Here is a 21290-nt window from a genome sequence, read left to right as displayed (position 1 = left end):
AGACGGCGGAATATCTCCGGTTGTGCGCTGAAACGGTCAATCCGCGACGATAGCGCTTGAAACCGCAGGCGAATTGCGTTTAGACCAAACGCTTGGAAGTTGTCGCTCGCTGCAGCGCTTTCCAAGGATCAATCTAGATATCAGGACATTGAAAATGGCCCTTCTTGCTGACGCTCTCTCTCGTGTGAAGCCTTCCGCCACCATCGCCGTGGCCCAGAAAGCGCGCGAACTCAAAGCGAAAGGCCGCGATGTCATCAGCCTTGGCGCGGGCGAGCCCGATTTCGATACGCCCGACAACATCAAGGCCGCCGCGATCGACGCGATCAACCGCGGCGAGACGAAGTATACGCCGGTTGCCGGCATCCAGCCGCTGCGCGAGGCGATCGCCGCCAAGTTCAAGCGCGAGAACAATCTCGACTACACGGCCGCGCAGACGATTGTCGGCACGGGCGGCAAGCAGATCCTGTTCAACGCTTTCATGGCGACGCTGAACCCGGGCGATGAAGTCATCATCCCCGCACCGTACTGGGTTTCCTATCCGGAAATGGTGGCGCTTTGCGGCGGCACGCCGGTGTTTGTTTCGGCAACACAGGAGCATGGCTTCAAGCTTCAGGCCGAAGACCTCGAAAAGGCGATCACGCCGAAGACCAAATGGTTCATCTTCAACTCGCCGTCCAACCCGTCTGGCGCTGCCTATACCCATGACGAGCTGAAGGCGCTGACCGATGTGCTGATGAAGCACGAGCAGGTTTGGATCCTGACCGACGACATGTATGAGCACCTGACCTTCGGGGATTTCAAGTTCGTGACGCCGGCGGAAGTGGAGCCGGGCCTCTATAACCGCACGCTGACGATGAACGGCGTGTCCAAGGCCTATGCGATGACCGGATGGCGTATCGGCTATGCCGCCGGCCCTGCCGAGCTGATCACCGCGATGACCACGATCCAGAGCCAGCAGACCTCGGGCGCGTGCTCGATCGCGCAGTGGGCCGCGGTCGAGGCGCTCAACGGCAATCAGGATTTCATCGCCGAAAGCAAGAAGGCCTTCGAAAAGCGTCGCGATCTGGTGGTTTCCATGCTCAACCAGGCCCCCGGCATCGAGTGCCCGACGCCCGAAGGCGCGTTCTACGTCTATCCGTCCTGCGCCGGGCTGATGGGCAAGACCTCGCCGGGCGGCAAGGTGATGGAGACCGACGAGGATTTCGTGACCGAACTTCTGGAAGCGGAAGGCATTGCCGTCGTTCACGGCTCGGCCTTCGGTCTCGGCCCCAACTTCCGCATTTCCTACGCGACCTCGGAAGCCGAACTGGAAGAATCCTGCATGCGCATCCAGCGTTTCTGCAACGCCTGCAAGTGAGGCGTGCTGCGGCTTGTTGACAAGCCTCGCCCCACTCTCGTTCGTCACCCTCGGGCTTGTCCCGAGGGTCTAAGCACGTATCGACGCGACAGGCGTGTCGGGCGAAAACTAGATTTGCAACAACCGTTTACAGGCCCGCCAACGCCGCTCGTGTGGAACGGTGGATAGATCCTCGGGTCAAGCCCGAGGATGACGTCCGTAGAATGGATAGGCGGGAGAGCCGTCTCGCGGCGTGCCGCAAGGCGCGCCCTTTTTCGTTGCGGGTCGCGGCGTGATGCAGCTATAGACTGTCACCGCGTTTGCCGGACTTGCTTCGGGCGGCGCGGGGACCGAATGAGTGCGGGAGATCATGCGCCACACTTTCCACGACAATGTCTTGCTGCGCCGCCTTGTTGCGGCGGGATTTCTGGCTGCCTGTCTGCTGCTGGTCGCTGCCGTCACTCCTGTCTTTGCCCAGGATGCGCCAGCGCCGCAGACAACCGCCGATCAGCCCATGACCGTCGGCGTGCATGCTCTGCCGCCCTATGTCATGCAGAACAAGGATGGCAGCTGGTACGGGCTCGGCATCGATATGCTGGACGTGATGAGCCGCCGGCTCGGCAGGGAATATCGCCTCGTCCAAGCCATGCCCGATGCGATGGTGCAGGATGTGGCGGGCGGAAAGCTCGACATGGCGCTGGGCGGGGTGCCGATCAATGCGGCCGACGAGGCGGTGATCGATTTCTCGGTGCCCTATTACAGCGGCGATCTCGGCGTCGCGTTGCGCGTGGTCGACAAGATCGGCCCGACGATGATGTTCCAGCTTCTGACCTCGCCGGCCTTCCTCTATATGCTCGGCCTGCTGACCGGGCCGGTCTTCGTCATCGGCGCGCTGATCTGGCTTCTGGAGCGGCGCGCCAATCCGGAGCAATTCGAGCCGCGCCCGGCGCGCGGCGTGTTTTCCGGCTTCTGGTGGGCGACCGTGACGATGACCACGGTGGGCTATGGCGACAAGGCGCCGGTGACCTTTTTCGGCAGACTTCTGGCGATGGCCTGGATGTTCACGGCCTTGATCCTTGCCGCGATCACCACCGCGCAGCTTGCTGCCGGGCTGACATCATCGCTGCACACCAATTTCGTCGATAACATCCACGATCTCTCCGGGCTGACGGTCGGCACGATCGCCGATTCGCCGGCCGCCGCCGAACTCGGCCTGCTCAACCTTTCCTTCACCTCTTTCGACACCGTCCCGGACGGCCTCAATGCGCTCGAGAACCACGATATCGACGCGTTCATCTATGATCGCGCAATTCTGCAATGGTCGCTCGACAACTACCGTGACCTCTATCTGAGCAATCTGGAGTTCATGCAGCAGAACTACGCCCTGATCCTTCCCCAGAACGATCCGGAGCGCGACGCGATCAACATCGCGATCCTGCAGACGCTCGAGTCCCAGCAATGGCATCTCATCCTTGAGCGCTATCTGGCGTCGGGCGTGCGCTAGCGGCCTTGCCCGACCTGCCGATATAGGCGGACATGCCCTTTACCAGCGCATCGAAGGTGACGCGGCAGCGGGGCGAGCGGCGCAGGTCTTCATGCATGGCGATCCACAGCGGGAGCTGGAACGGGATCTGGCCGTGCAGCACCTCCGTCAGCGCGGGATCGCGTTCGCCGAGCGGCCGCTGGCAAAGGCCGAACCCGCAGCCGGCGCGAATGGCGGCAAGCTGGGCGAGATTGCTGTCGGAACGGAAGGTAAAGCCGGGCAGGGCAAGGTCGGGAAAGGCCTCCAGCACATCGCGCACATAGGCGAGCTCCCGGTCGAAGCCGATCGTCGGCAGCCCCTTCAGGTCTTCGATCGTCCGCGGCGTGCCGGCTCGGGCGATCACGTCGTTGCGGGCAAAGCAGCCGATCGGGATTTTGCCGATATGGCGCACCACCAGCGCCGACTGGCTCGGCTCGACCATGCGCAGCGCGATATCGGCCTTGCGGTTCAGCAGGTCTTCCACGGCGTCGGAGACGGAAAGCTCGAACTCCAGCCTGGGATAGGTGGCCATCACCGGCGCGAGGATCTCCGGCAGGACTTCGACCGCAATGACATCGGAAGCGCTGATGCGCACGCTGCCGGAGATCTGGTCGCGGGTTTCGGAGGAGGCCCGTCGCATGGCGTTTGCGGAGGCGGCCATGGCCTCGGCGAGCGGTCTCATCGCGCGTGCAGTGTCGGTCGGCTCCAGTCCGCGCTGCGAGCGGGTGAAAAGCTGCTGGCCGGCGTCGCGCTCCAGCGCCTCGATATGGCGGCCAACGGTTGGCTGGGTCAGACCCAGAAGCCGCGCGGCGCCGGAAAGCGAGCCGCTTTCAAGCACCGCAAGAAAGGTGCGGTAATAATCCCAACTCTGCGTATCCATAAAAATATGTATATCAATAGCACGATTTTATACAATTCCGTTTAATGAGATTTACCCCGATATTGCAGTCACACTCGAATGAAGGAGACGGCAATGTCGGACATGAACAGACAACCCGTGGCGCTTGTTCTTGGAGCCACAGGCGGCGTTGGCGGCGCGGTGGCCCGGGCGCTGCATGATAGGGGCTACCATATCCGCGCGCTCAATCGCGACCCGTCCAGATTGGACGGACGTCTGGCGCATTATGAATGGATCAAGGGCGACGCGATGCGCCGCGCGGACGTGGAGAACGCGGCGCGGGGCGCGGAGCTGATATTCCACGGGGTCAACCCGCCCGGTTACAAGGACTGGGACAAGCTGGTTCTGCCGATGCTTGAAAACACCATCGGCGCGGCGCGCCTCGCCAATGCCCGCATCCTGTTTCCGGCCACGATCTACAATTTCGGGCGCGATGTGTTTCCCTATCCGCACGAGGATAGCCCGCAGAACCCGCACACCCGCAAGGGACGCATCCGGGTTGCGGTGGAAGAGCGTCTCAGGGAAGCGGCCTTTGAGGGCACCCAGGTCATTCTGGTGCGCGCGGGCGATTTCTTCGGCGGCGGTGCCGCGGGCAACAGCTGGTTCGGTCAGATGGTCAAGCCGCATGCGCCGCTCACCCGGATCACCAATCCGGCAACCCCCGGCGTCGGCCATCAATGGGCCTATCTGCCCGATCTCGCCGAAACCTTCGCGCAGCTTAACGACAGGGCAGGGCAGTTGTCGAAATTCGCCAACTTCCATTTCGAGGGCTTTTACGATGCCGACGGCATGCAGATGGCGGAGGCGATCCGCCGGGTCTCCGGCGATCCGAAGCTGAAAGTCAGCCGTTTTCCGTGGTTCGCGGTGCCGCTGCTTGCGCCGTTCATGACCCTGATGCGTGAGGTGCTGGAGGTGCGCTATCTCTGGAAGGAGCCGATGCACATGACCAACGAAAAGCTGGTTGCCGTGCTGGGCCGCGAGCCGCGCATCCCGCTCGATACCGCGATCCGCAACGCGCTTGAGGATATCGGGGTCACCCCGCCGCGATCCTCCGCCCCGGAACCGCTGCGCATCAAAGGCCCAGTATCGAGAGCATGATGAAGGTGGCAAACAGCACGAAATGCGTCATCCCCTCGATCGCGTTGGTCTCGCCGTCATTGATGTTGATGGCGGCGACGACCAGCGTGATGGCGGTCATGGTGATCTGAACCGGGGTCATCGCCATGGTGAAGGGCTGGCCGGTGAAAAGCGCGATCGCCTCGATCACCGGAACGGTCAGGATCACCGTGGAAAGCGATGCGCCGAGCGCGATGTTGACGACTGCCTGCATGCGGTTTTGCAGCGCTGCTCGCAGCGCTGTCAGGATTTCCGGTCCGGCAGCGATCGCGGCCACCAGAATGGCGGTCAGCGCCAGCGGCGCGCCCGTGCCTTCCAGCCCGTCATTGAGAAAGGCGGACATGAACTCCGCAAGCAACCCGATCACGGCCACGCCTACGATGAGGGTGATAACGGAGGTCGTGGTGGAGCCTTCCTCTGCTGCATGGCCGGTCTCGCCTTCGGTGGCCTTCTTCATGCGCGGATAGCGATAGGCGAAGAAATAGCTGTGCTGGCCGACCTGCAGCTTCAGGAACAGCGCATAAAGCGCGATCATGGCGGCAATGGTGAAGCCGGAATAGATATGCCAGCTTGCCTGCGGCACGAAATCGGGCACGACCATGGAGATGCCCATGGCGGTCATGATCATCACCGAATAGGTCTTTCCCGAATCATCGTTATAGGGCTGCTCGCCGTGCTTCAGCCCGCCAAGCAGCGCCGCCAGCCCGAGAATGCCGTTGATGTCCAGCATGACGGCGGCATAGATGGTGTCGCGCACCAGCGTCGGCTGCTGGCTCTCGCGCATCATGATGACGAGGATGATCACCTCCACCAGCACGGCGGAAAGGGTGAGGATCATGGTGCCGTAGGGGTCGCCGGCCTTGGCGGCGAGGATTTCGGCGTGGTGGGCGACCCGCATCGAGGCGCAGGCGATCGATACGACCAGCAGGGCCGTGGCCAGAAGCGAAAAAATCTGCCCGGCATGCATAACGTCATGTTCGAGGAACCAGGCAAGCGCGCCCACAGGAAGCGCCTGCAGCAGCAGGATTTCACCGCGCAGAAAGGTCAGCATAGATTGACAAGGCCCCCATGATGGCGCCGATGGCGGCGCGTTGATCCCTGAGCGCTCCTGACGTGATCAGCCGCCGAGGGGAGGGTAGTCGACATATCCCTTGGCATCGCCGCCGAAAAGCGTTCTCTGATCCAACGCATTAAGCTGGGCATTGATCCGCAGCCGGCGCACCAAATCCGGATTGGCGATGAAGGCGCGGCCGAAGGAGATGAGGTCGGCCCGCTCGTTTTCGAGCGCATCAATCGCGAGCTGGCGGTCATAGCCGTTGTTGAGCATCCACGCGCCGGAGCCATCCGTGCGGTAGTAGGTCTGGCGCATTTCCTCGTAGTCGAAAGGCCGCGGGCCCTGGCTGTAATTGCGGTCCCCGCCGGTCGCGCCCTCTATGATATGGATATAAGCGAGGTCGTAGGCGCTGAGCTGGCTTGCCAGATAGTTGAACAGAACCTGCGGATTGTCGTCATGAACATCGTTGGAGGGAGCCACCGGCGAAAGCCGGATCGCCGTGCGGCCTGGCCCGATCTCGCGCGAGATCGTTCCGACGACGTCGAACATGAAACGCGCCCGGTTCTCGATCGGGCCGCCATAAAGATCGGTGCGATGGTTGCTGCCGGAGCGCAGGAACTGATCGATGAGATAGCCGTTGGCGCCGTGGATCTCGACGCCGTCGAAGCCGGCCTCCAGCGCGCGGGCTGCGGCGCGACGGTAATCGTCGATGATTCCCGAAATTTCGAAGGGCTTCAGCGCGCGCGGCATCGAGGTCTCGATGAAGTCGCTGGTCGCATCGGAATAGACCACGAAGGTCTTGGCGCGCGCCTGCAGGGCCGATGGCGCCACCGGCGGGTCGCCGAAGGGCTGGAGCGATTTGTGCGAAACCCGGCCGACATGCATCAGCTGGCAGAATATCTTGCCGCCGGCCTCGTGCACCGCCCTGGTGACATTTTTCCAGCCCTCGACCGCGGCATCGGTGTAGAGGCCCGGGGCGTTGGAATAGCCCTGGCCCTGCTCGGTGATCGCGGTCGCTTCCGAAATGATCAGGCCCGCGCTTGCCCGCTGGCGGTAATAATCGACATTGAGTTCGTTCGGAACGGCTTCAGGCGAGCGATTGCGCATCAGCGGCGCCATAATGATGCGGTTCTCGATTGTGACATCGCCGATCGTTATGGGGTCAAAGAGGTTAGCCATCAAATTCCTTCCGGTGCCTACTTGTAGCGGAGGCCCGGCGCAGGCGCAATTTACAGCCTCCGTCCCGGCTTGCCGTCGCGACGGCAGCTTTCCCAAGCTTGCCTGCCGTCTTTCTACATGGCTTACGCTCTAATGTATAAACCAAAAGAAAGCGTTTACGCACCTCAAAGGTCAGCGTTTCGAAGGACGCCGGCGATGCACAAAAAAAAGGGCCTCCGAAACGGGGCCCTTGTAAGTGTGAAGGTAAAACCTCCAGAGGGGAACAGCTGCTGCAATACGGCTGGGATGCCGTATCGAACGCATCAGCTATAATCGATATGGTTCTTTTTTGTGCGCGTTGCAATAGTTTTCATCGCAGATTGCGGAAAAAAACAACAAATTCCTGCGGGCAAAAAAAAGAGGGCCACCGGAAAAACCGGGGCCCTTTGAGTTAGAAGGTCTCTCAAAACCTCCAGAGGGGAACAGCTGCTGCGGTGCACCAGGGAGAAGTTGGGCACCACCTGCATCAGCTGCGCGCTATATGCCCCCGAATTAGGCATTTCACAATGCATCTTTGTGCATGGCTGCCATGCGAAAGATGAAAAATGCAGCAGTTTTTGCTCAAATTTAGGACGGACGGCAATATAGCTTAAAAAATAGGCGAAATTTACCGGAGTATTGACAGCCCTCTTCACCCCCTCGGCGTCATCCTCGGGCTTGACCCGAGGATCCAGGCAGGTTGGTACAGCGTTAAAAAACAACCCTATAATTCAATTGGTTGGTCAGTATGGATGCTCGGGTCAAGCCCGAGCATGACTCTCTGGGTGGGGCATCAACGATCGAAAACTCTGAAGCCGCGGCTCTGTCAGCAGTCTGATTTACCGCGTGTTTTTCGTGATAATGCCGCTGCAAGCGAGGGATTGCCGCGCAGCCGAAGGGGGAGGGAGCCTCAGAAGCTCCAGTTGCGGGCCTTGGCGACGATGAAATCGCGGAAGACTTTCAGCTTGGCGGAGTTCTTCAGCTCGTCCGGGTAGCAGAAATATGTGTCGAAGCTCGGTACATCGGCATGGGTGACGAGCTGCAGCAGGCCGGGATCGCGGCCGACGATATAATCCGGCAGCATGACGATGCCGATTCCCAGGAGCGCCGCCCGCTTGATCGAGGTCAGCGAATTGATCTGCAGGTGCGCCGGGCGCGGGCTGTCGGGAGATCGGCCGGCGATCTCCAGCCAGTTCACGTCGAGCAGATAGGCGGGCGCCGGCTCGCCGAAGGTGATGATTCGGTGATTGTCGAGGTCTTCCAGCGACTGCGGCTCGCCATGCCGGTTGATATAGGAGGGCGAGGCGTAAACATGCATGTGCACGGTGAACAGCTTGCGCTGGATCAGGTCCGGTTGCTGCGGCTGGCGCAGACGGATGGCGCAATCGGCATGGCGCATGTTCACGTCCAGCTCCTCATTGTCGAGGATGAGCTGGATCTGCATGTCCGGGTAAAGCTGGAGGAATTCCTGCACCTTGTCGGTGAGCCAGCCCTGGCCGAGGCCGACCGTGGTGGTGACCCTCAGCTTGCCTGACGGCTTTTCCTTGGTCTCGGTCAGCCGCGAGCGCACGCTTTCGAGCTTCAGCAGCACGTCGTTGGCGGTGCGATAAAGCAGTTCGCCCTGTTCGGTGAGAATCAGGCCGCGGGCGTGGCGGTGAAACAGCTTGACGCCGACATCCTGTTCCAGCGCGGAGACCTGCCGGCTGATCGCCGATTGCGAGAGATGGAGCTTGTCGGCGGCATGCGTGAACGATCCTGCCTCCGCCGCGGCATGAAAGATCCTGAGCTTGTCCCAGTCCAGAGGCATGCTCGTACTTTTCATTTGCCTTACTCCGCGGCAGCCAGCGTGCCGGTCTTTTGCCCTGTCAGAAAGCGTTCCGCCTCAAGTGCGGCCATGCAGCCCATGCCGGCCGCCGTCACGGCCTGACGGTAATTGTCGTCCGTGACATCGCCGGCGCCGTAGACGCCCTCGATGCTGGTCTTGGTCGTGCCCGGCTCGGTCCACAGATAGCCGTTGGGCTTCAGGCGGAGCTGGTCGCGGATCAGGTCGACCTGCGGCGTGTGCCCGATCGCGATGAACACGCCATCGGCGGGGATGGTCTGCTTCTCGCCGGTCTTGACATTCTTCACCGCAACGCCGGTCACCGAAGGCGGAAGCGGCGGCACGGCGCTGGTGCCGACGATTTCTTCCACCGCGTGATCCCAGACGATCTTCACGTTTTCGAGCGCGAACAGCCTTTCCTGAAGGATGCGTTCGGCGCGGAACGTGTCGCGCCGGTGCACGACCGTCACGGACTTGGCGATATTGGCAAGATAAAGCGCTTCCTCGACCGCCGAATTGCCGCCGCCGACGACCACCACGTCCTTGCCGCGATAGAAGAAGCCGTCGCAGGTTGCGCAAGCCGAAACGCCGCCGCCATTGAAGGTCTGCTCGCTCTCCAAGCCGAGCCATTTGGCCTTGGCACCGGTCGCGAGAATCACGGTATCGGCGGTCCAGATCTCGCCGGAATCGGTGGTCGCGGTGAAGGGCCGCCTGGAGAGGTCGAGCTTGGTCACGACATCGTTGACGATCTCGGTGCCGACGTTTTCAGCCTGGGCGAGCATCTGCTCCATCAGCCACGGGCCCTGGATCGGATCGGCAAAGCCCGGATAGTTCTCGACATCGGTGGTGATCGTCAGCTGGCCGCCCTGTTCGAGGCCCGCGATCAGCACCGGCTTCATCATCGCGCGCGCCGCATAGATCGCGGCGGTATAGCCGGCGGGACCGGAACCAATGATGAGCACCTGGGTGTGGTGGTCTGCCATCTCAAAATCCTTTTGGCGCGCCACAAAGAGGGGCACGCCGCAACAGTTGCAAGTCTGCCCCCATTTATGGCTGGAAGGCCGTCTGTTTCAAGGCCGGACGGCAAGCTACCAACAGACCATTTCTCCCAGTTGAAAGAATCTGGCTGTATGTTGTAATAAAATTGCGTATACGCCCGATTTTTCCCGCCGCAGGAGCCCTTGATGCGCGCCGATCTCGATTCTGTCGATCTTAAAATCCTGCGCGAACTCCAGCGGGACGGCCGCATGACCAATGTCGAGCTCGCCGAGCGGGTCGGCATTTCCGCTCCGCCCTGCCTGCGCCGGGTGCGCCGGCTGGAGGAGGCGGGGATCATCGAGGGCTATAATGCGATGCTGAACGGGCCGAAGCTCGGCTACGATCTCGTCGCCTTCTGCATGGTCGGTCTGAAGCATCAGTCGGAGGTGGAGCTCAAAGCGTTTTCTCGCGCGAGCGAAGACTGGCCGATCGTGCGCCAGGCCTGGATGACCTCGGGCGAGACCGATTTCCTGCTGCACTGCGTGTGTGAAAACCTGATGCAGTTCCAGGACTTCGTCATCGAGGTTCTGACCGCCAACCCCCATGTCGATACCGTGCGCACCATGCTCACCATCCGCCAGATCAAGAAGGAAGGTCTGGTGGCGATCTGAGACGCTGCCGGTGAGACAGGGCGGAAGTCCGACCCCGGTGATAGCTACGCGCTCATCACCGCCTCATAGGCCGAAAATTCCTTTTCCAGCATCATCTCCACCGTGAAATTGGCGAGCACATGGGCGCGCGCGGCCTCGCCCATCGCCTTCAGCCGCGCCGGGTCGGCAAGCGCCGCGTCGATGGCTTCGGCAAGGGCGTCGGCGTTTGCGGGCGGGACCAGAAAGCCGGTCTCGCCGTCGATGATCGTCTCGAGGCTGCCGCCATGGGCGGTCGCGATCACCGGCGTTCCCATGACTTCCGCCTCGATTGCCACCCGGCCGAAGGCTTCCGGGCGGGTGGAGGTCGAGACGACGAGGTCAGAGGCGGCCATGATGGCGGGGATATCGCGGCGGCTTCCGGCGATGGTGACGCGGCTGCCTAGGCCGCGCTCGGCGATCAGAGCCTTGAGGTCGGCGATAATGCCTTCATTGCCCGATCCGACGATGGCGAGATGCCAGGTCTTGTTCGCCGCGCGATCGGCCGCCTCGACGAGGTAGCGATGGCCTTTCCAGTCGGTGAGGCGACCGACAATGGTGACGAGCGGCGCGCCGTCTTCCGCCCCAAGCTCCTTGCGGACTTGCGAGCGCTGCTCATCGCTGACAGTGGCGGGGTCGAACAGCGTCGTGTCGACGCCGCGCGGGGAGAGGATGATGCGCTCGGCCGGAAAGCCGTAGACCGAGATGATGTGGTCGCGGATGAAGGCGGAGTTGGCCACCACGACCGGCGCCTTCAGCATCACGCTGTTATAGGCCCGCTTGAACCCGTTGCCGTGGCTGTAGACGCCGTGGAACGTGGTCAGAAACCGAGGCTTGCGGCGCGACAGGCGACAGGCGAGCCAGCCGGCCCAGGCCGGCGCGCGGCTGCGGGCGTGCACGATATCGATCCGGTTTTCATCGATGATGCGGGCAAGCTTCCTGGCATTGACGAGGATCGCGAATGGCGATTTGCGGCCGACCTCCAGCGCAATGTAATGCGTGCCGGTGGCCTTCAGAGCTTCCAACAGCGGGCCGCCCGCGCTCGCGGCCCAGTTTTCGATATGCCTGCGGGCAAGATAGGACGCCATTTCAACGCTGCCGCGCTCAACGCCGCCATCGCCGAGCGCCGGCAGCAGTTGCAGAATTCTGGGTTGTGTCTTATCCATGCTGGCCAACGCCGCATATCGTGATGTGTTTCGCCAAATTCGGGCTTGCTCCGTCTGAAACTGGGGATAAAAAGGTGTCCGGAGAACAGGGGGCCGCACAACCCATCCGAATTTTCCCCAGTTCTCGATTACTGCCAAGGTTGCATTCGATGTGCCATATTACCTACATGGCTGACAAGTATCCCGGCCTCGTCCTGATGCGTCGGGTTCCCGCCGGAATTTCAAGGATTTGAACTTGCAGACCATTGTATGCATGAAATGGGGAACACGCTACCCTGCGCTCTATGTGAACCGTCTCTGGTCCATGATCAGGCGCAACACCGTGCGCCCGACGCGGCTGGTGTGTTTTACCGATGACCCCACCGGCGTTGATCCGGCTGTAGAGGTCTTTCCGCTGCCCGAAATCCACATTCCGGACGCGATCGCCTGGACGCCGTGGCGCAAGCTCTCGCTGTGGCAGTCTCCGCTTGCGAATCTGTCGGGCGATGTCCTGTTTCTCGACCTCGATATCGTCATCACGGGCGATATCGATGCGATGTTCGATTACAAGCCGGGCGTTTTCTGCGCCTGCGAGAACTGGACCCAGATCGGCAAGGGAATCGGCAACACCTCCGTCTTCCGGTGGAATGTCGGCCGCAATACCCATATTTTCACCGATTTCGAGGCCGATGGCGAAGGCACATGGCGCAAATACGGGATCGAGCAGGTCTATATTTCAAAGGTCATCGATCGGATGGAATTCTGGCCCAGCGACTGGTGCGTCAGCTTCAAGCACACGCTCGTGCCGTACTGGCCGCTGAATTTCTTCAAAACGCCAAAGCTTCCCGACGGCACCAGGATCGTGGCCTTCACAGGCAAGCCCGACCCCGACGAGGCGGCCATCGGCGTCTGGCCGGTCGAGCAGGCCTGGAAAAAGATCTACAAACATGCCCGGCCGACGCCGTGGATCGACGAATACTGGCAATAACGCTCAGGTCGATGCGCGGCGCTTGCTCTTCATGGCGTAATAGGGCGTGCGCTTGCGGTAGACCGGCTTTCCGACGCGCGAACGCGAACGGAACAGCCGCTTCTTGGGCACGGATTCGTCATGGCCGGCATGGGCGGTGAGGAAGCCGAGCCCGAACGCCAAAAGCCCGACCAGGGCCAGCGCCGAGCCGCTGCCGGCCGGATGTTTGCGGGCGGTGCGGGCCAGCGCATCCACCTCGTCGCGCACCATCGCGCTGGCGCGTTCCACGGGTGTTTTCTGGGAAAGGCGCAGGCGATCCATGATGTCGCTTGCGGAAGTCTTCTGTTCGAACATGTCTGTACTCCCATGCGTTTTGCGCGACCGTCGCACTGAATTGCGGCGGTAAACGGGCTTCGCGGTGCGCTCGAAAGCAACGCCGCGAAGTCCAGTCGTATAACGCGAAACCAGGGCCGCCGGTTCCTTGAAGGGCTGCATGCCCATCCGGCGCGGGACGATCCTTTAGATGAACAGCATGGCCGCAACGAAAACGAAGGCGGCTCCGATCAGGATCGTATGCAGGGAACGTGATAAGCTCATATCGTCTCCTCCATTTATGGTTACGAATATATGACTATTTTCTGCGCTGACAAAGTGATTTTGTTGCTGCGGTGCGCAAACTGCGGCGAAAAAGCGGATCGTTTTTCGCGCGTTAAGGCTCGCCCGAAGCGCCTAAACCGTTTACAAACAACGGCTTAAGGTGCGATGCCTTTTGGTTATATAGTGATTGCTCAGGCTTATATCTTTTTTTCCACCGCGCGGCACGCTTGAGCTTTTGAGGCGTTACCGCCTATGTTCTGATCCATAGCAAGTCGAAAGGAAATCGATGGAGCAGGTTGTCCACGAAGCCGTTGCGCAGGCGGGGTCCCATGGCGGCGATTTCGCGGCCGTCGCGCTGGTCATTGCCATTGCCGCGCTTGCAGGTCTCGGTTTTCTGTGGCTCAGACAGCCGCCGCTCGTCGGGTTCATCCTGGCCGGCATCCTGCTCGGGCCCACCGGTCTGGGGCTGATCGAGAACAATGACAGTGTGGCCTTTCTGGGCGAAATGGGCGTTGTCGTGCTGCTGTTCTTCATCGGCATGGAGCTGTCGATCAAGGCCTTTGTGCTTTCCCTGCGACAGGCGCTTCTGGTGGTTGGTGGGCAATTGGTCAGCGCGGCCGTGCTGGCGGTGCTGATCGGTATGTTGCTGGACGTTACCGCCCGCGAAATAGTGATTCTGTCCTTCGTCATCGCGATTTCATCGACCGTGGTGGCGATGAAGATGCTGGACGAGATGGATGCGCTGCGCGGCGATGCCGGGCGGATCGCCGTCGGCGTGCTGATCGCGCAGGACATCGCGGTCGTGCCGATGCTGATCTTCGTCTCGAGCTTCGGGGGCGAGGGCTTCGATATCACCGCGACCGCGATCCGGGTGCTGGTCGCCGTGGGCATCATGGCAGGGCTGCTCTGGTATTTCGGTCGTTTCGGCAAGCTCAAGGTGCCGTTTGCCGAAAAGGTCGAGGACAAGGTGGAACTCTTGGCGCTCGGCGCGCTGGCGCTGTGCTTTTCCGCCGCCGCGATTTCGGGCGTCGCCGGGCTTTCGCCGGCCTATGGCGCGTTTCTCGCCGGGATCTGCATCGGCAATTCCACCCTGCGCAGCCGGGTCATTCCGGTGGTGGAGCCGATCCAGAGCGTGTTGCTGGTGATCTTCTTCCTGTCCATCGGGCTGTTGATCGACCTGACCTTCATCTGGGACCATCTCGCGATCGTCCTGCTGGCCGCCGTCGGCGTGGTTGCGGCGAAGTCGGTGCTCAACGTCATGTTCCTGCGCTGGACCGGCTCGTCGCCGCAGACGGCGCTGATTGCCGGGCTTTCGATGGCGCAGGTCGGCGAGTTTTCCTTTGTGCTTGCCGCCGCGGGGCTTGCCGCCGCGGCACTCAGCGACGATCTTTATCGTCTCGTGATCGCGGTCACGGCAATCACGCTGCTGGTCTCGCCGGTCTGGGTCTCTGTCATGCGGCGCGTGGAGGCAACGCTGACGGAGGGGCTGGAAAGCTACCGCAACGCGCTTGCCGTGGCCTATGCCCAGGAACTGCGCGAGGTCGGGCGCGGCCGGGCCTTTGTCGGCCACGCAGTCGCCGGTTCGCGCGCAAGGCTGATCGCCTTCAACCACGCCCGCCGCGAACGCCGCCGCCGCAAGGCAGAGCGCCGGGCGGAGAAAAAGGCGGCCAAGCATGCGACCGCTGAGGCGTCGAAAGCCGAGCCTGACGAAGGGCATCAGCACTGAGAGGGGTTGCATTGCCATCGGTCGCGGCGCCACAACCCCTAGGTTGAGCAAGCCGTTGCGTGTTCGCCGAAACTGGCCCTGCCGCTGGAGCAATTCCAGGTGAAGTAGAGGCCGGTTCATCTCCGGAACCGCGCAAAAAAGTAGGTCGCTTTCGCGATTCGAAGAACAGTGGAAACGAACTAGGTACAAACTGTGACCTAGGTCCTCGGGCTGTACAGTTCCGAAGTGGCGGAGAGGAAGGGATTCGAACCCTCGATACCATCTCTGGTATACTCCCTTAGCAGGGGAGCGCCTTCGACCACTCGGCCACCTCTCCGGTCCGGCCCTGATAGGCGCTTTTTCTACGCCGATCAAGACGCTCGGCGTATTTCTGCTTAAAAAAACAAGGGCTGTTTGCCGGGCCGGAATCGCAATTCCTGAAGGACTAGCGGCAGCGGCGAGGTTGCCAATTCAAGTGTCGCAAGCGATAAACCCAGCCGTGGTGTGCCGGTCACTGAAACAGCTGGAGTGAAACATGAAAATCGCGGTTGCCGGTATCGGCTATGTCGGGCTTTCGAACGCGGTGCTGCTGGCGCAGAACCATGATGTGGTCGCCGTTGATATTGACCCCAACCGGGTGGATGCACTGAATGCCGGCAGAAGCCCGATCGTCGACGCCGAGATCGAACGCTATCTGGCGGAAAAGCCGCTGCGGCTTAAGGCGACGACCGAAGCGGCGCCTGCCTATCGCGAGGCCGATTTCGTGATTGTCGCGACGCCGACCAATTACGATCCCGAGACCAATCACTTCGACACCTCGTCGGTGACCAAGGTTATCAGTGATGTGCTGGCCTCGGGCAGCGCCGCCACGATCATCATCAAGTCGACCGTGCCCGTCGGCTTTACCGACCGCACGCGGCTGGCCTTTCAGAGCGACCGCATCATCTTCTCGCCGGAATTCCTGCGCGAGGGGCGGGCGCTTTACGACAACCTCAACCCCTCCCGCATCGTCATCGGCGAGCGTTCCGCCCGGGCGGAGATCTTTGTCGGCCTTCTGGTCGAAGGCGCTTTGAAGAAGGATGTTCCGGTGCTCTATACCGGAGCGTCGGAGGCCGAGGCAATCAAGCTGTTCGCCAACACCTATCTTGCCATGCGCGTCGCCTATTTCAACGAACTCGACAGCTATGCCGTGACCCACGGGATGGATTCGCGGCAAATCATCGAGGGCATCGGCCTCGATCCGCGCATCGGCGACCACTACAACAATCCCTCCTTCGGCTATGGCGGCTACTGCCTTCCCAAGGACACCAGGCAGCTTCTGGCCAATTATTCCGAGGTGCCGCAGAACTTGATTCGCGCCATTGTCGATGCCAATGCCACCCGCAAGGACTTCATCGCTGAACGCATCATCGCGCTGCAACCGAAGTCGGTCGGCATCTACCGTCTGGTGATGAAAGCGGGTTCGGACAATTTCCGCCAGTCCTCCGTTCAGGGCATCATGAAGCGGATCAAGGCCAAGGGCATACCGGTCACCGTCTACGAACCGGCGCTGAAGGAAGAAGCCTTCTTCAATTCGCCGGTGGTTCGGGACCTTGAGGCATTCAAGCAGGAGGCCGACCTGATCGTCGCCAACCGAATGACCGATGAGATTCGCGATGTCGCGGAGAAGGTCTTTACCCGTGACCTGTTCGGCGCGGATTAATCGGCTGCGACACCATTGTAACGGCATGGTCAGGCGGCCTGATTTGGGAAGGCGATCTGCCAGTCTTTTGCGCTGATATGCCATCGCGGACGGTTTGTCGTGTCTGGTTTCGACCGAAAGAGCAGCTGTTTCAGTTGCCGCTTTCACCTTTCATTTTTCGAAGTTTGCCGTGTTGACGCGTTTATTACTAACTGGTAGGTAATAAACAAGTTCAGGGAGGAATTCTATGGCTGATACCAATCGTATCGGGATCATCATGCACGGCGTCACCGGCCGTATGGGAATGAACCAGCATCTTATCCGCTCGGTGCTCGCTATCCGCGATCAGGGTGGTCTGCGCTTGAGCGACGGCTCGCTGGTGATGCCGGATCCGATCATCGTCGGCCGCAACGCCGCCAAGATCGAGGAACTGGCGAAGCGCCACGGCGTCGAACGCGTCACCACCGATCTTGATGCGGCGCTTGCCGATCCCTATAACGTGATATTCTTCGATGCCGCCTCAACCAAGCTGCGCCCGACGTTGCTGAAGAAGGCGATCGATGCCGGCAAGCATGTCTATTCCGAAAAGCCGGTCTCCGAAGGTCTGGAAGAGGCCGTCGCGATCGCTCGCTATGCCAAGGAAAAGGGCGTAAAGAACGGCATCGTCCACGACAAGCTCGACCTGCCGGGCCTCGTCAAGCTGAAGCGTCTGCGCGACAATGGCTTCTTCGGCAAGATCCTCTCCGTGAAGGGCGAATTCGGCTACTGGGTTTTCACCGGCGAGGACCAGCCGGCCCAGCGCCCAAGCTGGAACTACCGCGCCGAGGATGGCGGCGGCATGGTTTCCGACATGCTGTGCCACTGGCGCTATGTGCTCGACAATGTCATTGCTCCGGTGAAATCGGTTTCCTGCACCACCGCGACCCATATTCCGACCCGCTTCGCCGAAGACGGCAAGGAATACAAGGCGACCGCCGATGACGCCGCCTATGCCACCTTCCAGCTCGAAGGCGATATCGTCGCCCACATCAATTCGAGCTGGTGCACCCGCGTTCGCCGCGACGATCTCGTGACCTTCCAGATTGACGGCACCCATGGTTCCGCCGTTGCCGGTCTGCACAAGTGCTATAGCCAGCATCGCGCCAACACGCCGAAGCCGGTCTGGAACCCCGACGAGCCGCAGAAGATGAACTTCTTCGAGGACTGGCAGGAAGTGCCGGACAACACCGTGTTCGACAACGGGTTCAAGGTGCAGTGGGAGCAGTTCCTGCGCCATGTGCTGGAAGACGGCCCCTGGGCCTATACGCTGACCGAGGGCGCAAAGGGCGTGCAGCTCGCCGAAGCCGGATATAAAAGCGCCCGTGAACGCCGCTGGGTTGACCTCGAAGATTTGGGGATTTGAGTATGACTGCCATCAAGCTTCCGGCCGCCTCCGGCGGCATCGAGACCTTCTCCTTTTCCGGCGCCAGCGTGACGCCCGATCGGGGCGAATGGAACCGCAAGGTCTTTGCCGCCGCTCATGTGGTGGTCGATCCGCTTGCAGACAACAATCCATGGTCGGACTGCAATGTCGACTGGGACAAGACGATGGCGTTTCGCCGCCATCTCTGGTCGCTCGGCTTCGGCGTGGCCGAGGCCATGGACACCGCCCAGCGCGGCATGGGCATGGACTGGCCGACCTCGCTGGAGCTGATCCAGCGCTCGGTGGCCGAAGCAAAGGCGGGCGGTCATTCGATCGCCTGCGGCGCGGGCACCGACCATCTGGACCCGGCCGACGCAAAGACCATCGATGATGTGATCGCGGCTTATGAAATGCAGTGTGAAGCCGTGGAAGCGACCGGCGGTCAGGTGATCCTGATGGCCTCGCGCGCGCTCTGCAAGGTCGCAAAAAGCGCCGATGACTATGCCCGCGTCTATGGCCGCATTCTTTCCGGCCTGGAGCAGCCGGCCGTGCTGCACTGGCTCGGCGAAATGTTCGATCCGGCGCTGGAAGGCTATTGGGCGAGCGCCGACCACATGGCGGCGATGGATACCTGCCTCAAGATCATCGAGGACAATGCCGCGAAGGTCGATGGCATCAAGATCTCGCTGCTTTCGGCGGAAAAGGAAATCGCCATGCGCCGCCGCCTGCCGGACGGCGTGAAGATGTATACCGGAGACGATTTCAACTATCCGGAGCTGATCGCGGGCGACGACCAGGGCTACAGCCATGCGCTGCTCGGCATTTTCGATCCGATCGCACCGGTTGCCGCCACCGGGCTTGCGGCCCTTGCGAAGGGCGATATGCAGCGCTGGGGCGCGGTGATGGAGCCGACCGTGCCGCTGTCGCGCCATATCTTCAAGGCGCCGACCCGCTACTACAAGACCGGCGTCGTGTTCCTTGCCTATCTGATGGGTCACCAGGACCATTTCACCATGCTCGGCGGCCAGCAGAGCGCCCGCTCGGCGCAGCATCTTGCCGATGTCGTTCGCCTTGCCGATGCGGCTGGGCTGATTGCCGACACCGAGATGGCCGCAGCCCGCACCGCGCGGGTGATGGCGACCCACGGCATTGGGGTCTGACGGCATGGCGGTGATCACCCCCGAAAGGCTTTCGCTGAACACCGCGACAACGCGCGCGCAGTGGACGCTCGGTCAGGCGATCGAAGGCTGCGCCCGTCACGGCTTCGGCGGCCTGTCGCCATGGCGTGACCAGTTGCAGGCGCTTGGTGCGGAAAAGGCGGCCCGTCAGATCCGCGATGCCGGCCTTGCTGTCTCGGGCCTTTGCCGCGGCGGCTGGTATACGGCCGAAGGCGCGCTGACGGAGGCCGTGCTGGCCGACAATCGCCTTGCCGTGGACGAGGCCGCCACCATCGGCGCCGAATGCCTGGTCATGGTGGTCGGCGGTATGCCCAAGGGAAGCCGCGATATCGCCGGTGCCCGCGCCATGATCGAGGAAGGTCTGGCAAAGACGCTCGAATACGCCCGCACCGTGAACGTGAAGATCGCCATCGAGCCGCTGCATCCGATGTATGCGGCCGACCGCGCAGCGGTGAACACGATGGCGCAGGCGCTCGACATCTGCGAACGGCTCGGCGACGGGATCGGCGTTGCAGCCGACGTCTATCACATCTGGTGGGACCCGCAGGTAAAGGCCGAGATCGCCCGCGCGGGGAAGGAACGTCTGATGGCGTTTCACCTCTGCGACTGGCTGGTGCCGACCACCGACATGCTGAACGACCGCGGCATGATGGGCGATGGCGTCATCGATATTCCGGACTTGCGCGCCGCTGTCGAGGCGGAAGGCTTTTCGGGGTTGAACGAGGTTGAGATTTTCTCGGCGGAGAACTGGTGGACGCGCGATCCGGACGAGGTGATGGCGGTCATCATCGAGCGCGCGGCCAGCTGCTGCTGAGCTTGAATTACCTGTTTGCGCAGGCAGGCGGCCGGAAGGCTGTGGGAGGAGCAAGAGGAGCGCTTCCCCGGCGGATCGGCCGGAAACTGCGGACACCGGTCACTTGACACGAGGTCGGGTGCCCGTAACCTACTATCCAGTAGTCAAGGGAGGAGACTATCATGTCCATGCTTTCGAAACTGGCTGTTTCCGCAGCCGCAATCGCTCTTTTCGCCGCCGGTTCCGCCTCGGCGCAAACCTGGCAGCCCGACCGGCCGATCAACATCATCGTGCCGTGGTCGGCGGGCGGTTCCACCGACCAGGTCACCCGCGTGGTCGCGCCCATCCTGTCCGAGGCGCTTGGAACGGAAGTCGTCGTGGTCAACCAGCCGGGCGCATCGGGCTCGATCGGCACCAAGGCGGCGATGGATGCCCCGCGGGACGGCTATACCTGGACGGCGAACGCAATCGCCAACAACGCCACCTATGCCGTCTCCGGCTTGCTCGAAGAATCCAACATCGACGATTACCGGATCTATCTCCACGTCGCCAACGCGCCGCTGATCTCGGTCAACGCCGATGCGCCCTACAAGGATTTCGCCGAACTGATGGAAGCGATGAAGACCGGCGATGTGACCGTCGGGACCGCTGGAGTCACCTCGTCCGGCGGCACGGCCTTTGCCACGCTGCAGGATGCGATGGGCGGCAACTTGTCGGCCCGCATGGTCGCCTATGACGGCGGCAACCCGGCGGTGATCGCCGCGGCTTCCGGCGAAGTCGACATGACCACCCAGCTTGCCGTGGAGCAGACCGAAATGATCAAGGCCGGCCGCCTGCGTCCGCTGGCCGTGCTTTCCGATACGCCGCTCGAGATCGAAGGCATCGACCCGGTTCCGCCGGTCACCGAATGGCTCGATATCGATGTCGCTCCGGACTATTTCGGCGTCTTCATCCCGAAGGGCGCGCCGCAGGAGGTCTATGACACGGTCGATCAGGTCTGGGCCGACAAGGTGATGAATTCCGAGGCGCTGAAGAAATACGCCAATGAGCGCGGCGCGAGCTTTGCGCCGAGCTATGGCGACGAGGCCCGCGCCCGCGCCATTCCGGTGGCGACCAACGAGGCCTGCGCCATGAAGGCCCGCGGCGAGGCGGTGAAGGACCCGTCCGAAGTCGGCCTGACCTGCCCGGAATAAGGGTGGCTTGGGAGCGAGGC

The 21290-nt window shown here is 61.8% G+C and carries 18 protein-coding genes and 1 tRNA gene; 11 read left to right on the top strand and 8 right to left on the bottom strand.

Translation table 11 applies throughout. From position 1 onward, the window contains the following. Positions 1-154 precede the first annotated feature (154 nt). Positions 155-1357 (top strand): pyridoxal phosphate-dependent aminotransferase, encoded by a 1203-nt coding sequence (locus V6767_RS00805; protein ID WP_448471676.1) that lies wholly within the window; start codon positions 155-157, stop codon positions 1355-1357. Positions 1358-1706: 349 nt separating this feature from the next. Next, positions 1707-2840 (top strand): transporter substrate-binding domain-containing protein, encoded by a 1134-nt coding sequence (locus V6767_RS00800; RefSeq protein ID WP_448471675.1) that lies wholly within the window; start codon positions 1707-1709, stop codon positions 2838-2840. On the opposite strand, the gene V6767_RS00795 is transcribed toward V6767_RS00800, so the two are convergent. Next, the gene (locus tag V6767_RS00795; RefSeq protein WP_448471674.1) at positions 2803-3738 is read right to left on the bottom strand and encodes a LysR family transcriptional regulator; all 936 of its coding nucleotides are present in this window, start codon (positions 3736-3738) and stop codon (positions 2803-2805) included. The genes V6767_RS00800 and V6767_RS00795 overlap by 38 nt on opposite strands. Positions 3739-3831: 93 nt before the next feature. Between V6767_RS00795 and V6767_RS00790 the strand changes: the two genes are divergently transcribed. Further along, on the top strand, positions 3832-4854 hold the full coding sequence (locus V6767_RS00790; protein ID WP_448471673.1) for an NAD(P)H-binding protein: 1023 nt from the start codon (positions 3832-3834) through the stop codon (positions 4852-4854). Here the strand turns inward: V6767_RS00790 and V6767_RS00785 are convergent. The 4 genes from V6767_RS00785 to trxB form a co-directional block, all read right to left on the bottom strand. Then, on the bottom strand, positions 4829-5923 hold the full coding sequence (locus tag V6767_RS00785) for a calcium:proton antiporter (RefSeq protein WP_448471672.1): 1095 nt from the start codon (positions 5921-5923) through the stop codon (positions 4829-4831). The genes V6767_RS00790 and V6767_RS00785 overlap by 26 nt on opposite strands. Before the next feature lie 66 nt (positions 5924-5989). Continuing rightward, entirely contained in the window at positions 5990-7105 is a 1116-nt protein-coding gene (locus V6767_RS00780; RefSeq protein WP_448471671.1) for an alkene reductase, read from the bottom strand. Positions 7106-8033: 928 nt separating this feature from the next. Then, the gene (locus V6767_RS00775) at positions 8034-8930 is read right to left on the bottom strand and encodes a LysR family transcriptional regulator VtlR (protein ID WP_448429865.1); all 897 of its coding nucleotides are present in this window, start codon (positions 8928-8930) and stop codon (positions 8034-8036) included. A 20-nt stretch (positions 8931-8950) separates the two neighbouring features. Beyond that, on the bottom strand, positions 8951-9928 hold the full coding sequence (gene trxB, locus V6767_RS00770) for a thioredoxin-disulfide reductase (RefSeq protein WP_448471670.1): 978 nt from the start codon (positions 9926-9928) through the stop codon (positions 8951-8953). 198 nt (positions 9929-10126) lie between these two features. Between trxB and V6767_RS00765 the strand changes: the two genes are divergently transcribed. After that, complete coding sequence (locus tag V6767_RS00765; RefSeq protein WP_230719010.1) at positions 10127-10594, top strand: Lrp/AsnC family transcriptional regulator; 468 nt, start codon at positions 10127-10129, stop codon at positions 10592-10594. A 44-nt stretch (positions 10595-10638) separates the two neighbouring features. On the opposite strand, the gene V6767_RS00760 is transcribed toward V6767_RS00765, so the two are convergent. Beyond that, a complete protein-coding gene (locus V6767_RS00760; protein WP_448471669.1) occupies positions 10639-11775 on the bottom strand; it encodes a glycosyltransferase family 4 protein in 1137 nt (378 codons plus the stop codon). A 235-nt stretch (positions 11776-12010) separates the two neighbouring features. Here V6767_RS00760 and V6767_RS00755 point away from each other — a divergent pair, with 235 nt between their 5' ends. Further along, the gene (locus V6767_RS00755) at positions 12011-12742 is read left to right on the top strand and encodes a hypothetical protein (protein WP_448471668.1); all 732 of its coding nucleotides are present in this window, start codon (positions 12011-12013) and stop codon (positions 12740-12742) included. A gap of 3 nt (positions 12743-12745) precedes the next feature. On the opposite strand, the gene V6767_RS00750 is transcribed toward V6767_RS00755, so the two are convergent. After that, positions 12746-13075: a hypothetical protein gene (locus V6767_RS00750; RefSeq protein ID WP_448471667.1), complete on the bottom strand. Its 330-nt coding sequence runs from the start codon at positions 13073-13075 to the stop codon at positions 12746-12748. 529 nt (positions 13076-13604) lie between these two features. Between V6767_RS00750 and V6767_RS00745 the strand changes: the two genes are divergently transcribed. Continuing rightward, positions 13605-15044, top strand: coding sequence for a cation:proton antiporter domain-containing protein (locus V6767_RS00745; RefSeq protein ID WP_448471666.1), 1440 nt, complete (start codon positions 13605-13607; stop codon positions 15042-15044). Positions 15045-15270: 226 nt separating this feature from the next. Here V6767_RS00745 and V6767_RS00740 read toward each other — a convergent pair. Beyond that, a tRNA-Ser gene (locus V6767_RS00740) sits at positions 15271-15360 on the bottom strand. Between the two features lie 198 nt (positions 15361-15558). Here V6767_RS00740 and V6767_RS00735 point away from each other — a divergent pair. The 5 genes from V6767_RS00735 to V6767_RS00715 all read left to right on the top strand — a co-directional run bounded on the left by V6767_RS00735 (position 15559) and on the right by V6767_RS00715 (position 21270). After that, positions 15559-16725 (top strand): nucleotide sugar dehydrogenase, encoded by a 1167-nt coding sequence (locus tag V6767_RS00735; protein ID WP_448471665.1) that lies wholly within the window; start codon positions 15559-15561, stop codon positions 16723-16725. A gap of 226 nt (positions 16726-16951) precedes the next feature. Continuing rightward, positions 16952-18106, top strand: coding sequence for a Gfo/Idh/MocA family protein (locus V6767_RS00730; protein ID WP_448471664.1), 1155 nt, complete (start codon positions 16952-16954; stop codon positions 18104-18106). A gap of 2 nt (positions 18107-18108) precedes the next feature. Continuing rightward, positions 18109-19266 carry a dihydrodipicolinate synthase family protein gene (locus tag V6767_RS00725; RefSeq protein ID WP_448471663.1) on the top strand — a complete coding sequence of 386 codons (1158 nt, stop codon included), beginning with the start codon at positions 18109-18111 and terminating at the stop codon, positions 19264-19266. A gap of 4 nt (positions 19267-19270) precedes the next feature. Continuing rightward, positions 19271-20098, top strand: coding sequence for a sugar phosphate isomerase/epimerase family protein (locus V6767_RS00720; protein WP_448471662.1), 828 nt, complete (start codon positions 19271-19273; stop codon positions 20096-20098). A gap of 161 nt (positions 20099-20259) precedes the next feature. After that, positions 20260-21270, top strand: coding sequence for a Bug family tripartite tricarboxylate transporter substrate binding protein (locus tag V6767_RS00715; protein ID WP_448471661.1), 1011 nt, complete (start codon positions 20260-20262; stop codon positions 21268-21270). The last annotated feature ends 20 nt before the right edge of the window (positions 21271-21290 follow it).

The sequence above is a fragment of the Martelella sp. FLE1502 genome (assembly GCF_053484255.1).
This window is presented reverse-complemented; position numbering and strand designations above follow the sequence as displayed.

What these genes read in the sequence shown, in the direction of transcription:
- V6767_RS00805 (WP_448471676.1), top strand. Translation starts at nt 155, where the DNA reads ATGGCCCTTCTTGCTGACGCTCTCTCTCGTGTGAAGCCTTCCGCCACC.
- V6767_RS00800 (WP_448471675.1), top strand. Translation starts at nt 1,707, where the DNA reads ATGCGCCACACTTTCCACGACAATGTCTTGCTGCGCCGCCTTGTTGCG.
- V6767_RS00795 (WP_448471674.1), bottom strand. Translation starts at nt 3,738, where the DNA reads ATGGATACGCAGAGTTGGGATTATTACCGCACCTTTCTTGCGGTGCTT.
- V6767_RS00790 (WP_448471673.1), top strand. Translation starts at nt 3,832, where the DNA reads ATGTCGGACATGAACAGACAACCCGTGGCGCTTGTTCTTGGAGCCACA.
- V6767_RS00785 (WP_448471672.1), bottom strand. Translation starts at nt 5,923, where the DNA reads ATGCTGACCTTTCTGCGCGGTGAAATCCTGCTGCTGCAGGCGCTTCCT.
- V6767_RS00780 (WP_448471671.1), bottom strand. Translation starts at nt 7,105, where the DNA reads ATGGCTAACCTCTTTGACCCCATAACGATCGGCGATGTCACAATCGAG.
- V6767_RS00775 (WP_448429865.1), bottom strand. Translation starts at nt 8,930, where the DNA reads ATGCCTCTGGACTGGGACAAGCTCAGGATCTTTCATGCCGCGGCGGAG.
- trxB (WP_448471670.1), bottom strand. Translation starts at nt 9,928, where the DNA reads ATGGCAGACCACCACACCCAGGTGCTCATCATTGGTTCCGGTCCCGCC.
- V6767_RS00760 (WP_448471669.1), bottom strand. Translation starts at nt 11,775, where the DNA reads ATGGATAAGACACAACCCAGAATTCTGCAACTGCTGCCGGCGCTCGGC.
- V6767_RS00750 (WP_448471667.1), bottom strand. Translation starts at nt 13,075, where the DNA reads ATGTTCGAACAGAAGACTTCCGCAAGCGACATCATGGATCGCCTGCGC.
- V6767_RS00745 (WP_448471666.1), top strand. Translation starts at nt 13,605, where the DNA reads ATGGAGCAGGTTGTCCACGAAGCCGTTGCGCAGGCGGGGTCCCATGGC.
- V6767_RS00735 (WP_448471665.1), top strand. Translation starts at nt 15,559, where the DNA reads ATGAAAATCGCGGTTGCCGGTATCGGCTATGTCGGGCTTTCGAACGCG.
- V6767_RS00730 (WP_448471664.1), top strand. Translation starts at nt 16,952, where the DNA reads ATGGCTGATACCAATCGTATCGGGATCATCATGCACGGCGTCACCGGC.
- V6767_RS00725 (WP_448471663.1), top strand. Translation starts at nt 18,109, where the DNA reads ATGACTGCCATCAAGCTTCCGGCCGCCTCCGGCGGCATCGAGACCTTC.
- V6767_RS00720 (WP_448471662.1), top strand. Translation starts at nt 19,271, where the DNA reads ATGGCGGTGATCACCCCCGAAAGGCTTTCGCTGAACACCGCGACAACG.
- V6767_RS00715 (WP_448471661.1), top strand. Translation starts at nt 20,260, where the DNA reads ATGTCCATGCTTTCGAAACTGGCTGTTTCCGCAGCCGCAATCGCTCTT.